This window comes from Streptomyces sp. NPDC053427 (assembly GCF_044544985.1).
Lineage (GTDB): Bacteria > Actinomycetota > Actinomycetes > Streptomycetales > Streptomycetaceae > Streptomyces.
This window is the reverse complement of the sequence record NZ_JBITYA010000004.1, coordinates 439,256-452,026: the sequence shown is the minus strand read 5'-3', so window position 1 is coordinate 452,026 and position 12,771 is coordinate 439,256. Positions and strand designations below refer to the sequence as shown.

General features: G+C 72.8%; 10 protein-coding genes and 1 pseudogene. 5 read left to right on the top strand and 6 right to left on the bottom strand.

The features are described 5' to 3' along the window. Window positions 1–47: 47 nt before the first annotated feature. On the bottom strand, window positions 48–719 hold the full coding sequence (locus ACIGWZ_RS13690) for a bifunctional DNA primase/polymerase (protein ID WP_400063991.1): 672 nt from the start codon (window positions 717–719) through the stop codon (window positions 48–50). A 439-nt stretch (window positions 720–1,158) separates the two neighbouring features. Between ACIGWZ_RS13690 and ACIGWZ_RS13685 the strand changes: the two genes are divergently transcribed. Together ACIGWZ_RS13685 and ACIGWZ_RS13680 are read left to right on the top strand one after the other, a co-directional pair. Continuing rightward, on the top strand, window positions 1,159–2,553 hold the full coding sequence (locus ACIGWZ_RS13685; RefSeq protein ID WP_400063989.1) for a transcriptional regulator: 1,395 nt from the start codon (window positions 1,159–1,161) through the stop codon (window positions 2,551–2,553). 224 nt (window positions 2,554–2,777) lie between these two features. After that, entirely contained in the window at window positions 2,778–4,595 is a 1,818-nt protein-coding gene (locus tag ACIGWZ_RS13680; RefSeq protein WP_400063987.1) for a hypothetical protein, read from the top strand. Window positions 4,596–4,650: 55 nt separating this feature from the next. On the opposite strand, the gene ACIGWZ_RS13675 is transcribed toward ACIGWZ_RS13680, so the two are convergent. Next, window positions 4,651–6,009 (bottom strand): ABC transporter substrate-binding protein, encoded by a 1,359-nt coding sequence (locus ACIGWZ_RS13675; protein WP_400063985.1) that lies wholly within the window; start codon window positions 6,007–6,009, stop codon window positions 4,651–4,653. 171 nt (window positions 6,010–6,180) lie between these two features. On the opposite strand from ACIGWZ_RS13675, the gene ACIGWZ_RS13670 reads away from it, so the two are divergent. Both ACIGWZ_RS13670 and purU read left to right on the top strand, forming a co-directional pair. After that, a complete protein-coding gene (locus ACIGWZ_RS13670; protein ID WP_400063984.1) occupies window positions 6,181–6,639 on the top strand; it encodes a hypothetical protein in 459 nt (152 codons plus the stop codon). A 32-nt stretch (window positions 6,640–6,671) separates the two neighbouring features. Further along, complete coding sequence (gene purU / locus ACIGWZ_RS13665; protein ID WP_400063982.1) at window positions 6,672–7,562, top strand: formyltetrahydrofolate deformylase; 891 nt, start codon at window positions 6,672–6,674, stop codon at window positions 7,560–7,562. 27 nt (window positions 7,563–7,589) lie between these two features. Here purU and ACIGWZ_RS13660 read toward each other — a convergent pair whose 3' ends face one another. Both ACIGWZ_RS13660 and ACIGWZ_RS13655 read right to left on the bottom strand, forming a co-directional pair. Further along, window positions 7,590–8,996, bottom strand: a complete 1,407-nt coding sequence (locus ACIGWZ_RS13660) for a zf-HC2 domain-containing protein (protein ID WP_400063979.1) — start codon at window positions 8,994–8,996, stop codon at window positions 7,590–7,592. Between the two features lie 137 nt (window positions 8,997–9,133). Next, window positions 9,134–9,700: pseudogene (locus tag ACIGWZ_RS13655) on the bottom strand (sigma-70 family RNA polymerase sigma factor); the annotation flags it as partial. Between the two features lie 496 nt (window positions 9,701–10,196). On the opposite strand from ACIGWZ_RS13655, the gene ACIGWZ_RS13650 reads away from it, so the two are divergent. Beyond that, window positions 10,197–10,571, top strand: a complete 375-nt coding sequence (locus ACIGWZ_RS13650) for an STAS domain-containing protein (protein ID WP_030067429.1) — start codon at window positions 10,197–10,199, stop codon at window positions 10,569–10,571. Between the two features lie 76 nt (window positions 10,572–10,647). Here the strand turns inward: ACIGWZ_RS13650 and ACIGWZ_RS13645 are convergent, their stop codons facing one another. Then, window positions 10,648–11,859 (bottom strand): sensor histidine kinase, encoded by a 1,212-nt coding sequence (locus tag ACIGWZ_RS13645; protein WP_400063977.1) that lies wholly within the window; start codon window positions 11,857–11,859, stop codon window positions 10,648–10,650. Beyond that, window positions 11,856–12,518, bottom strand: coding sequence for a response regulator (locus ACIGWZ_RS13640; protein ID WP_400063975.1), 663 nt, complete (start codon window positions 12,516–12,518; stop codon window positions 11,856–11,858). The genes ACIGWZ_RS13645 and ACIGWZ_RS13640 overlap by 4 nt, the downstream gene beginning before the upstream one ends. Between the last annotated feature and the right edge of the window lie 253 nt (window positions 12,519–12,771).

The window sequence follows — 12,771 nt, the reverse complement described above, 5'->3', positions numbered from 1 at the left end:
TTCCACGATACGGGTGGCCGCCGACATCGCCGCTCGGGACCGCGTGTTCAGCGCGCCCGGACCGCCGCCGCGTCCCGCCCGCACGCGTACGCCAGCGCGCTGATCAACTCATCGGCGTCCGGCAGCCAGCGGTTGGTGGCCGTGGGGCGGCGCACCCACTGCACGCAGCCGTGGGGTGCCATACGGGTCGGCGGCGCGGCGATGTACTCGCCCTCGCCGCGGCAGATCAGGTCCAGCGCGGCCGGCGGCCAGCCCAGACCCCGCACCCGGTCGGGCACCTTCGCCGAGGCGCCGGGCAGGACGAGGAAGAGCATGCGACGGTCGGGCGTGCGGGTGACCGGGCCGAGCGGGAGCTCCATCCGCTCCATACGGGCCAGCGCCAGGCAGCCCGCGGTCTCGGGCACGTCCAGCGCCTCGAACGTGCGGCCCGTCGGCAGCAGGATCGAGGCGCGCGGCTGCTTGCTCCACATCCGGCGGACGGCGGACGCGCTGCCGCTGGCCTGACCGGCCCAGCCGGGTGCGGTGGGGTGTGCGCCGGGCGCGGTGCAGTCGTCGGCGTCGCACGAGCAGCGCGGTGTCTCGCCGTCGTGCTCCAGCCATGCGCCGGGGAACACATCCCAATGCCGCTCCTCCGCGTAACGCACCGCGGTCTCGAGCAGCTGCTCGCCGCGCTGTTGGGGGACTGGCGGGGCTGCTGTGACTCCGATGGTCTCTTCCACGCAGAGGACAACTTCGCTTGTCACCAAGGGTTACGGCCGAATGGGGTACACCCCCGGCGCATCGTTCTTGCACCTGGGGCGCATGGGTGCATGGGCGGGGGCGCGTATGCGGGTGTGGCCCGTGGAGCGGGTAGCCACCTGGCTGACGGGCGGAGAGGCCGCCCATGCGGCAGACCGCGGTGCGCACGGGAGAAACCCGGGCCATGGCGGCGCCGCGATCTGAGCACGGGCACCGCGCGTCCTTTCCCTTCTCGGGATCAAGTCCCCCATGGGCCGGCTCCTGCACCGTCTGTGGACCAGCACCGCGCACCAGGATCCATCCGGCATCGCCCGTATCGCATGTATCCGGGATGTCTCGGATATCCGGCATATGTCTGGGGAATTGATCACGGGGAACGGCGTTCGACGGTGAACGCGCAGCAGTAACAGGGGGTACAGCATGGCCGCCAGGCCACTCGTCGCTCGGCAGCCCAATGAGCGGCTGCAGGCGCTGATTCAGGAAGCCGCCTGCTCCAATGCCGGACTCGCCCGCCGCGTCAACATGTGCGGCGCGGAGCACGGACTCGATCTGCGGTACGACAAGACCTCCGTGGCCCGATGGCTGCGCGGACAGCAGCCGCGCGGCCGCGCCCCGGCCGTCATCGCGGAGGCGCTGGGCCGGAAACTGGGGCGCACGGTCACCATCGACGAAATCGGGATGGCCGACGGCAAGAACCTGGCGTCCGGGGTGGGGCTCCAGTTCTCCCCGACCGTGCTCGGCGCGATCGAGCAGGTCTGCGAGTTGTGGCGCAGCGATGTCGGGCGGCGCGACTTCCTCAGCGGCTCCACGGTGGCGGCCTCCGCCCTGGTGGAGCCGAGCCGCGACTGGCTGATCACCGGGGCGGACACCCAGGTGGCGCGGAGCGCCGGGGCCCGGGTCGGGACGGCGGACGTCGAGGCGGTACGGGCCACGACCGCGGCGCTCAGCGATCTCGACCACCGCTTCGGGGCGGGGCATGTCCGGCCGGTCGTGGTGCACTACCTCAACAGCGTCGTCTCCGGGCTGCTGGCGGGCTCGTACCGCGAATCCGTGGGGCGGGAACTCTTCGCCGCCGTCGCCCGGTTGACGGAACTGGGCGGCTACATGGCCGTCGACACCGGGCAGCCGGGCCTCGCCCAGCGCTACTACATCCAGGCGCTGCGGCTGGCCCAGGCGGCCGGCGACCGCGGCTACGGCGGCTATGTGCTGGCCGCGAGCATGAGCCATCTCGCCGCCTCGCTCGGCAATCCGCGGGAGATCGCCCAGCTTGCGCGGGCCGCGCAGGAGGGCGCGCGCGGGCACGTCACGCCGCGGGCGGAGGCGATGTTCTTCGCCGCGGAGGCGCGCGGGCACGCCCTGCTGGGCGACGGCCGGGCCTTCCAGGTGGTGGCGGGCCGGGCGCTCGCGGCGATGGAACGCGCCGAGGCCACCAGCGACGCGGGCGACGACCCGCCCTGGATCGCGCACTTCGACCACGCATACCTGGCCGATGAACTCGCGCACTGCCACCGGGATTTGGGGCAGCCCGGCCCTGCTGGTCAGCGGGCCCAGGAGGCGCTGCAGGGCCATCCGGAGACCCGGGCGCGGCGCCGTGCCATCGGGCTGGTGCTGCTGGCCGGTGCGCAGGTGCAGCAGCGCGAGATCGAGCAGGCCTGTCATACGGGCACCCAGGCCGTGGAGTTGCTCAGTGGGCTGCGCTCGGACCGGGGCACGGAGTATCTGGAGGATTTCCAGCTGCGCCTCGAGCCGTATCGGGACGAACCGGTCGTACGGGAATTCAGCGCGCGGATGGAGCTGCGGACCGCGGCGGCGTAACGGCGGCGCGGGCGGGCGGGCGGAGGGCCGCAAGGGAGGGACGGGAGGGAAAGGGAGGGGAGGCCGGAAATGTCGTTCGGCGTCGGGGCGGGGCGGTCGTCCCGGCCCGACGGGCGTGTTCAAGGGGCGTGCGGGGGTGGTGACCAGGGCTCGTGGTCGAACGCAGCTGCGACCCGGTAGCGTGAGCCGACGGTTTCGTAGGTTGCCCGATGGTAGGAGTCCCGGTGACGCAGAGCGGACAGGGGCACGACCCGCAGAATTCTGCGGCCGGCCCCGCGCGAGAGGGCATTGTGCTGCCCGCAAACGGTGAGCCGTGGGTGCCCGACCAGCAGGCCGCCCCGCCGGCCGGTCAGCCCTGGGGCCAGCCCTGGGGACCCGAGCAGCAGGCCGGCCAGCCGCCCGTCCAGCAGCAGGGATACGGCCAGCCGCCGATGCCGGGCCAGCACCAGGCCCCGGGGCAGGGCTACCCGCCGCAGGCCCCGGCCCAGCCCGCCGGGCTGCCGCCGATGCCGCAGCAGGCGCTCCCGCCGCAGGGCGAGGCCTTCCCGCCGCCCCAGGGGCAGCAGCCCGCGCCGCCCATGCAGCCGTCGATGCCGCAGCAGGCGCCCGCGCCGCAGCCGTACGGCCAGCAGGCCCCGGCGCCGCAGCCCGATCCCTATGGCCAGCAGCCGCCGGCCCCCCAGCCACCGGCCGCGCAGCCGCAGCCCGAGCCCCAGCCGTACCACCCGCAGCAGCAGGCGCCCCACCCCGAGCCGTACCGCCAGCAGCCCCCGCAGCCGCAGCCCGAGCGGACCGGCGAGCTGGTGCGCGCGACCCCCCAGACCGGCGCCCCGCTGCCGCCCACCACCGGTGACGCCGAGGCGACCGCGCTGATGTCCCCGATAGCCGGCGGGCCGGGCGCCCCCGGTGGCGCGCCGCTGCCGCCCCCGGCGGGCGGACAGCCCGAGTCGCCCGGCGAGTCCACCACCATGCTGCGGGTGATCAAGCCGGGGCAGGCCCCGGGCGGCCAGGCGCAGCCCATGCCGCAGCCGCAGTCCCAGCCGATGCCCGGAGCCACCCCCGCGGGCGACTCCGAGGCCACCCAGCTGATCTCCCCGGTCGGCGGCGGCGTGCCGACCCCGCCGCCCGGCGCGCCGTTCGGGATCCGTCCCGGTGCGCCCGGGGACCGTCCCACCCCCGCCGAGTTCGACGGGCTGTTCCGCGACGGTCCGGGCGCGCAGGCCGCGGCCGGGGTGCCGGACGCCACGGCGCAGCTGCCGCGCTTCGAGGACCCGGGCCCGTCGCCGTACGGCCAGCAGGGCCAGGGCGGCTACGGGCAGCAGGGCCAGGGCGGCTACGGGCAGCAGGGTTACGGCCAGCAGGGCTACCAGCAGCCCTACGACGACGAGCGGGAAGGGCGCCGCCGCGGGCTGCCCGCCGCCGCGATCATCGGCATCGTCGTGGTCGTCCTGGCGGGCGCCGGGCTCGGCGTCGGCTGGATGCTGAGCGGCGGCAGCGGCGACGACGACACGGGGAAGAAGAAGGACACCGGCAGCAACGCCGCCAGGACGGCGAAGGAGAAGGAGTCGCCCACGCCGTCCGCCGACCCGGCCGAGGCGCAGGCCAAGGGCCTGGACGCGCTGCTCGGCGACAGCGGCAACAGCCGCACCTCCGTGATCAACGCCGTCCAGAGCATCAAGTCCTGCGACAAGCTGGGCGCCGCGGCGAAGGCGCTGCACGACGCGGCCGGACAGCGCAACGACCTGGTGACGCGGCTGAAGCAGCTCCCGGTCGACAAGATCCCGAACAATGCGCAGCTGACCGCCGCGCTGACCAAGGCCTGGCAGTCCTCGGCCGCCGCGGACAACCACTTCGCGGCCTGGGCGGGCCAGGTCGGCGGGAAGAAGGGCTGCCACAAGGGCAAGGCCCGCAGCACCCGGCAGACCGCACAGGCCGGCACGGCCAGCAACGAAGCCACCAAGGACAAGCAGCGGGCGGCGCAGATCTGGAACCCGATCGCGAAGAAGTACGGCCTGACGGAGCGCCGCCCCGAGGCGCTGTGACGGCGCGCGGGACCGGCCGGCGCACGCCCCCGGTCCCGCCCCGTAGGGCCCGCGCTCAGCTGTCGTCGTTCGTGACCCGCCGCTCCAGCGTCCCGGCCACGTTCACGAACCCGTCCCGCGCCGCGACCAACTCCCCGTCCCGTACGACCTGGTAGGTCACCATCCCGTTCACGATGCGCGGGAAGTTCTGGACGGTGAGCAGATCGTCCTCGCGCCACCGCAGCTTCGGGGTCAGGCCGCCGGTGTCGATGGCGCGGTCGCCGTTGTCGAGCGTGGTCTGGAGGACGTGCGGCGTGATGTCCTCGACGCCCGCGTCGTCGAGCTGCTCGATCAGCGCGCGCAGCACCGTATAGGCGATCCAGGTCGTCTGGACGCCCTGGTCGGCCGGGTCGATGCGGTTGTCGCCGAAGGCGAAGTCATTGATGACCTTGCGCATCGGCTGCCAGCGGGGATCGCTGGCAACCGGGTACCAGCCGGTGATGTACGCCCCTTCCAGCGGCCCCGACGGGCCGCCCGTACGGTTCACCAGCGACTGGCCGACGCTGCCGAGGACGGAGGCGATGTGTACCCGGGGGTTTTCCTCCTGGATCCGCCGGAAGGAGTCGAAGAACGCGTCGGTGTGGTCGCCGAGCGAGGCGGTCACACAGGACCCTTCCGCCTTGCCGCCGTTCGCCGCCGTGCCGTAGCGCGCCGGGTCCGCGCCCACGCCCTCCAGGGCGCGGGTCACCTGCGGCGAGTAGTCGGTGCCGTCCTCGGGCGCCTTGATGTCCTCGGCGGACTTCCGGTGGCCCTGGTGCAGGCCGGAGTTGAGCAGCGACGGCATCTGGTCGCCCTGGATGGTGTCCGGCCGGACGAGGGCGACGCGCTCGCAGTTGCGCGCCAACTGCCGCCCGTTTCCGGCGAGAAGGGACGCCTGGCCGCCGTTGACGGGGTACGAGAGCGGGCTGGCGAATTCCTCGTCGGAGGCGCCGTAGCCGCCGATGTACGGAATGCCGTTGATCTCCAGCGGCGACATGAACGAACGGCCGAACTGGCTGTAGGACCCGATGACGGCGACCGCGCCGTTGTCCGCCGCGCGCTGCGCGCACTGCGCGGCGGCCACCGAGTCGTTGTGCTCGTTGCAGGTGAGGACCCTCAGGTGGTGGCCGCGGATGCCGCCCCGGGAGTTCACCCAGCGGGCGTACGCCTGCGCCATGGCCGGCATGCCCGGCATATTGGTCGCCTTGGTGTCCTCGGGGGCCCAGGTCATGACCGTGATCGGCGGCTTCTCCCCGGAGTCCCCCGAGGCCCCGGGGAGAGAGCCGCAGCCCGACAGCAGCGACGCGATGACCGCCGCACATGCCACCGCCGAGGCGATCGCGACCGCGGGAGCATGGGAGTAGGGGCGGGGGGAGGAGCGTCGCCGTCCGGTCATGGCGCACCACCCTTCCGTTTCGCCGTCAACGATTGAGTGACGCCACGGAAACGAACGGTGACATAGCGGTGAACTCCGGGGGGCTGCTGGAGATCATCCTTGAGGAACGTACGATCGAATACTGTGCAAGGTTCGGAGAAGTCTTCCCGTCGCGGCCGCCGCTCGACCACCATGGGCGGTATGCCACTCAACGACATGCCGTGGTGGCGCTGGCGCAGCAATGTGCGCTCCGCGCTGCACATGCTCTCCGACCCTGCCTTCCAGCAGGAGACCTGGCTCGCCGGCCGCCCCGGGTACGGAGACGTCACCGACGCCGTCTACCGCCTCGTCGAGGACACCTGGCTGGACAACTGGCCCGCCGAGAAGTACCTCGGCACGATCTTCCGCGACACCCAGGAAGCGCAGCTGGTCGACGCCGCGGTCCTGCGGGTGCTGCGGATCATGCACCAGGTCGGCGCGGACGCCCCGCCCGCCGCGTACATGCAGCACCAGGCCTGGCCGGACGCCGTACGGGCGGCCCGTGAGGCGCACGTCCGGCTGGCGACGGCGGACGGCGAGGATCCCGACGCGCCACCGCGCTCGCTGGAGGTTCTGGCGATCATGACAGGCGCGCCGTCCGCCTCGGCCTGAGCATCCCCGCAGGTGTGCGACCCTATGAGGTCATGAGCGAGTCCCAGCCCACCCAGCCCGGCCACCCCGACCGGACGGAGCAGTACGTCCTCACGCTGTCCTGCCCGGACAAGCAGGGGATCGTGCACGCCGTCTCCAGCTATCTCTTCATCACCGGCTGCAACATCGAGGACAGCCAGCAGTTCGGCGATCGCGACACCGGGCTGTTCTTCATGCGGGTCCACTTCGTTGCGGACGCCTCGGTGAGCCTGGAGAAGCTGCGGGCCGGCTTCTCGGCGGTGGGCGACTCCTTCCACATGGACTGGCAGATCCACCGGGCCGACGAGAAGATGCGCATCGTCCTGATGGTGTCGAAGTTCGGACACTGCCTCAACGACCTGCTCTTCCGCTCCCGGATCGGCGCGCTGCCGGTCGAGATCGCGGCCGTGGTCTCCAACCACACCGACTTCGCCGAGCTGGTCGGCTCGTACGACATCCCCTTCCACCACATCCCGGTCGGCCGCGACAACAAGGCCGAGGCCGAGGCGCAGCTGCTGGAGCTGGTGCGCGCGGAGCGGGTCGAGCTGGTCGTGCTGGCGCGCTATATGCAGGTCCTTTCCGACGACCTCTGCAAGGCGCTCTCCGGCCGGATCATCAACATCCACCACTCCTTCCTCCCGAGCTTCAAGGGCGCCAAGCCCTACCACCAGGCACATGCGCGCGGGGTGAAGCTGATCGGGGCCACCGCCCACTACGTCACCGCCGACCTCGACGAGGGGCCGATCATCGAGCAGGAGGTCGAGCGGGTCGGGCACGACGTCACGCCCGATCAGCTCGTGGCGCTCGGCCGGGACGTGGAGTGCCAGGCGCTGGCGCGGGCCGTGAAGTGGCACAGCGAGCACCGGGTGCTGCTCAACGGCAGCCGGACGGTCGTCTTCGCGTAGCCGACGCTCGACGGACCGCCCGGCGCCTCACAGTCGGGACAGCGACGCGGTCGCGAAGAGGACGTCGCGGATCGCGTCGCGCTCGCCGTCCTGGCCTGCGGCGGCCTCCTCCGGCGAGACGTGCCCCGCGGCCAGCTGGCAGAACTCGGCGCTGTCCAGCGCGATATGCGCGACCGTGTGCTCCTTCGCGCCGAGGGCCGCCGGGGAGTCCAGCGGTATGTACCAGTGCCCGCCGCCGCTGCCCTCGACCTCCAGGTGGAGGGTGCGGCCCGGGGCGCCCGCCTCGACCAGCTTCCGGGGCGGCGAGGCGAGCCCGGACCGGCGGCGCTCGGCCAGGGCGGTGGGCAGCAGCCGGGCGGCGAGGTCGACCAGCTGGTGGACATGCCCGGCGGCCGGGGGCTCGTACGGATAGTCCACCGCGTCCGCGATATCGCCGGCGTGCACCCAGCACCCGAAGGCGCGGTCCAGGAAGGAATCCGGCATCGGGAGACTCAACCTGCCGTACGGCACGGTGAGTTCACCGACGCCGCCGCCGGCGAACGAGACGGTCCTTATCAGCGCATAGCTCTGGTCGCGCCACGGCCCGTGCGTGGCGAGCCGGCCCGGCTCCTCGCCCGCCGCCTGCCAGTAGGCCTCCGTACGGGTCGTCGGGCCCGGGGTGCCCGGCGGGGAGTCCGGGCCGAGCGGGTCGGGCAGGCCGAGCGCCGTCGCCACCATGCCGTCGACCGTCATCAGATGGCCGATGACCCCGGCGACGGTGGTGTCGCGCTCGACCGCCCGCTCGTCCTCGAACCAGCGCAGCCGCACCGGAGCGCGCCACTCCGCCTCGCCCATGTCACGCAGCAGCGCGTCGAGCTTCGCCGTCTCCGCGTCGTACGGCGTCGCCCACTCCGGCACCGGGATACGGGCCGGGCGGCGGCCCAGGCAGCCCTCCAGGACGCGGGAGCGCAGCAGCGGATCGAGGTCGAGGCTGTCGGCGGGATGCAGCAGGCCGACGGCGTCGCGCAGCCGCAGCGCCTCGTCCGCGCAGGAGGCGCAGTCGGTGAGGTGCGTCTCCACTGCGGCGGTCTCCTCGGCACTGCAGGCGGCCAGCGCCCAGGCGCCGAGCAGCGACTTGAGGACGCGGTGCGGCGGTGCGGCCGGGAGCGGGGCAGGCTCGGGCGGGGGCCCGGGCGGAGAGTCCCCGGAGTCGGAACCCGGGCTTGCGTCGGATCCGGGGCCTGGCCCGGGGCCTGGGCCGGCGGCGTCGGTCATCGGGTCCGCTTCCGTTTTCGCTTCCGTTTCGGCTTCCGGCTCGGCTTCTGCCGCGGGCGTGGGGCGCACGTCCGGCAGCGGACCGCGGTCCTCGGCGGCGGTGCGCGGAGCCGGTATCCGCGGCCGTTCACCGGGCCCGCCGGTCCGGTCCGGCCCCTCCCACTCGTCCGGGCCGTTCACAGCGACCGTCCGTGGCCCGTGCCGGGCGGGGCGTTTCCCGGGCGGGTGTGCTGCGGCAGGTGCGGTGAACGCGGCCCGTGGGGCGAGTGGGACGTCGTACGGGGCGCGGACGCGGTGCGCGGCAGATGGGAGGAGCGGGGCGCCGACGGCGGCAGCGCGGGGTGGTTGTGGGCGGTGGACAGCAGCTGGAGCCCCAGGCGGAGCCGGCGCCGGGCCTCGTCCTCCGTGACGCCGAGGTCGGCGGCGGTCTGGCGGTAGTCCCGGCGCTGGAAGTACGCCAGCTCCAGGGCGTCCCGCAGCGGCGCGGGCATGGAGGTGACGATGTAATCGGCGCGGGCGGCCGTGGAGGCCTCGCGGATCTTCTGCTCCATCTCCGCCGGCGCGGGCGCATCCGGCCCGCAGTCCTGCGCCGAGGCGGACTCGGTCTGGCGCAGCCGCTGGACGGCCTGGTGGCGGGTGACCGCGGCGACCCATGAGCGCAGCGAGCCCTGCTTGGGGTCGTAGAGATGGGGGTTTTCCCAGAGGTAGCCGAAGACCTCGCGGGTGATGCGGTCGGCGGCGTCCTCGTCGTCCAGGACGCGGTGCGCGAGGCTGTGCACGAGAGAAGCGAAACGGTCGTAGAGCTCGCCGAGCGCGGCCGCCTCGCCGCGGGCCAGCCGCTGCTGCATCCGCCTGTCCCAGCGCGGGGGTGTGTCGTTTCCCATCGGACCCCAATCCCTGTCCGTCGTCGCCGTGCTCACACCTCTGTGGGTACCGCTCCCGCCGTACCGCTTCTGCCGTTCTCGCTTTCGTCGGTCCCGCCGTGGGCGCCGTGCTCGCGGTGCCCCCATCGAATGTAATGGGAGGCTCCGACAACGCAGGCTCCTTTACGGCAAACCACGTTCTTCGGGGGATGCGGATGGTAGGGGAGTTGTCACTATGGGGTGATATCCCCCGATCGAAGCGGATCAAAAGGGATCGTTGAACGGAATAATGCGCAGCGTTCATGCCTGTATCGGCCGATGTGTTATCCGTGTGTGACCGGATGCCGGGGAAAAGTGGGCCGTCGCTGGGCATAGCCTTGGGCAGGAACGGCCTGTTGCGCTAAGGATTCGGAAGAGTTTCAGGGGAGAGAGGCCGGGCAGTCGAGCCGGGGAAGGGTGAGTTCCGGATTGATCCGGAGCGCATCCGGTCCGAAAGCGAGCGAAAGGCTTCGAGCGCGTGTCGTTGAAGGTGGCAGAGGGCGAACAGGGCCGGTGGGCCGTGCTGCAGGTGTCCGGCGAAATGGACCTGGTCACGTCGCCCGCAGTGCGCCAACATGTGCACGACGCGGTGGCCGACGGCCGGCGGAGTCTGGTGCTCGATCTCTCCGAGGTCCGGTTCTGCGATTCCAGCGGTGTCGGCGTCCTGATCGCCGCACGCAGACTGATGCGCTCCTGTCAGGGGCGGCTGCGGCTGATCCTCCCCGCACAGGGTGCCGTCGACGGCTCCCATGTCAACCGCGTACTGGCCGCGCTGGGCGTCCGCCGGCTCTTCGAGGTCTACCCGGACCTGCACACGGCCGTGGACGAGGCGGCGGCGCCGCTGTCGGCCTGACCGCGCGGCCGCCGCCACGGCGCCCGCCGAACCGGCCGCCGCCCGCCGGTGCGGCGCCGCACCGCCCCGCCGCCCGTCACCCCGCCCCGTTGGGCGCCACCCCGTACGGGAACTCCGCCCGCACCACGAACCCGCCATCGGACGTGTGCCGCGCCTCCAGCGTCCCCCCGAGGCTCTGCGCCCGTTCGCGCAGCCCCACCAGGCCGTGCCCGCCACCCGGCAGCGCGGGCGCCGTGGCCGACTCGTCCGGCGGCCCGTTCCGTATCTCGACGCGAAGGCTCTCGCTCTCCCCGGAGCCGCCGGCCCCGACCCGGACCCGTACCCGCGCCCCCGGAGCATGCTTGCGGACATTGGTGAGCGCCTCCTGGACCGTACGGAAGGCCGCCCGCTCCACCGTCTTCGCGCCGCCCGCCCCGGCCACCACGCCGCCCTCGTACGTCACATCCAGCGCACTCATCTCGATCAGCCGCGGCAGCTCCTCCAGATCCGGCTGGGGCGCCAGACGGTGGGCCTCCGCCGCGTCCCCGCCGTCCGCCCGCAGCACCCCCACCATGTGCCGCAGCTCCTCCAGCGTCCGCACGGACAGCTCCCGGATCGTCCGCGCCCCCGCCCGCGCCGTCTCGTCGTCCGTGCTCACCTGCACGGCACCCGCCTGCAGGCTGATGAGGCTCACCTGGTGGGCCACGACATCGTGCATCTCCCGGGCGAGCCGGGCCCGTTCGGTGGTCTTCACCCGGTCCGCGAGCAGCCGGTCCTCGCGACGGAGACTGCGGGTCAGGTCCTCGACGCGGACGGCCAGCTCCCGTCGCGTACGGACCAGCAGCCCCATGGCGATCGGTGCGGCAGAGGTGACGCACGCATCGATCAGCACCAGGGTGTTCTCCCGGTAATGGGTCGGCTCGAAATCCGAGATCGGATACGGCAGGAAATGCGCGGCGATGAGCAGCACCGCACAGATGCCGAGCCGCGCCCGGCCGGGCCGGCGCGCGGCCAGCGTGTACAGCCCGATCATCGGCGCGAACCAGATGTAGCCGATGTAGAGACCTGGCAGGGTGAACAGGAACACCAGAAGGGGGAAGCGGCGCCGCAGCAGCAGGGCCGTCGCGGCGACCACCGAGACGCCCAGCTCCAGAGCGAGTTCGAAGCCGTTGACCAGCACCGCGTCCGCGATGCCCAGGAGGCCCGGCACAACCACCGGGACGATCCGCCGCACCCGTCCCGCCAACGCCCCGCGCGCGAGCGCCCGCACCCGCGCCCGGACGCGCCCCGGGCCCGCCGAGGCACTCACCACGCCCCCCGCGGATCGCCGGCCACCAGGCCCGCCCGATCGGCCACAATGGCCGCCTGTATGCGGTTGATGCCGCCCAATTTTCCGAGCAGTGCCCGCACATGGTCCTTGACCGTGCTGGGCGCCAGCCCCATCCGCTCCGCGATCTGGGCGTTGCCCAGCCCCTCCCCGAGCAGCGCCAGCACCTGCGACTCACGCGGAGTGAGCCCGTCGACCGCGCGCGCCGCCGCAGCCTGGTCCTCGGCCGTCAGATAGCCGCCGATCACCGCCCGCGTCACCCCCGGATCCAGCACGCTGCCGCCCGCCGCCAATGTCCGTACGGCCCGCACCAGCTGCTCCGGATCCGAATCCTTGAGCAGGAAACCCGCCGCCCCCTCGCGCAGCGCCGCCGTCAGATACTCCTGGGCGTCGAAGGTGGTCAGCATCGCCACGGCGGGCGGTTCGGGCGTGGCCCGCAGCCGGCGCAGCACGGTCAGCCCGTCCACCTCCGGCATCCGGATATCGAGCAGTACCACTTCCGCCCCGCTCCGCAGCACGGTGTCCACCGCCTCCGCGCCACCGCAGTCCGCGACCATTTCGATGTCCGGGGCCGTCCCCAGAATCATCCGCAGTCCGGACCTGACGAGCCGTTCGTCGTCCACCACAGCGACACGGATCACCGGCCGCCCCTTTCTCCTTCGCACCCATCCGAGCTCACGGAACCACCCGGCGCTGCGCGACTCCGTCCCCCTGCCACCCGGGTCCGCCCCAAGACGGTCCCGCACCCCCGCCGACCGGCGGGGGTGATCCCGCGACCTGCGAAGGATGCCGTGGAGTCGGCTCCACGGGCAGAGTTGTTCACATGCTGCACCACTGAAGAGGCCACAAGCCCAGGACGCGTTGCAGTTCACATCGGCGGCCGCCGCGACCCCC

Coding starts and splice junctions, on each gene's coding strand:
- ACIGWZ_RS13685 (WP_400063989.1), top strand. CDS start 1,159: ATGGCCGCCAGGCCACTCGTCGCTCGGCAGCCCAATGAGCGGCTGCAG.
- ACIGWZ_RS13670 (WP_400063984.1), top strand. CDS start 6,181: ATGGGCGGTATGCCACTCAACGACATGCCGTGGTGGCGCTGGCGCAGC.
- ACIGWZ_RS13675 (WP_400063985.1), bottom strand. CDS start 6,009: ATGACCGGACGGCGACGCTCCTCCCCCCGCCCCTACTCCCATGCTCCC.
- purU (WP_400063982.1), top strand. CDS start 6,672: ATGAGCGAGTCCCAGCCCACCCAGCCCGGCCACCCCGACCGGACGGAG.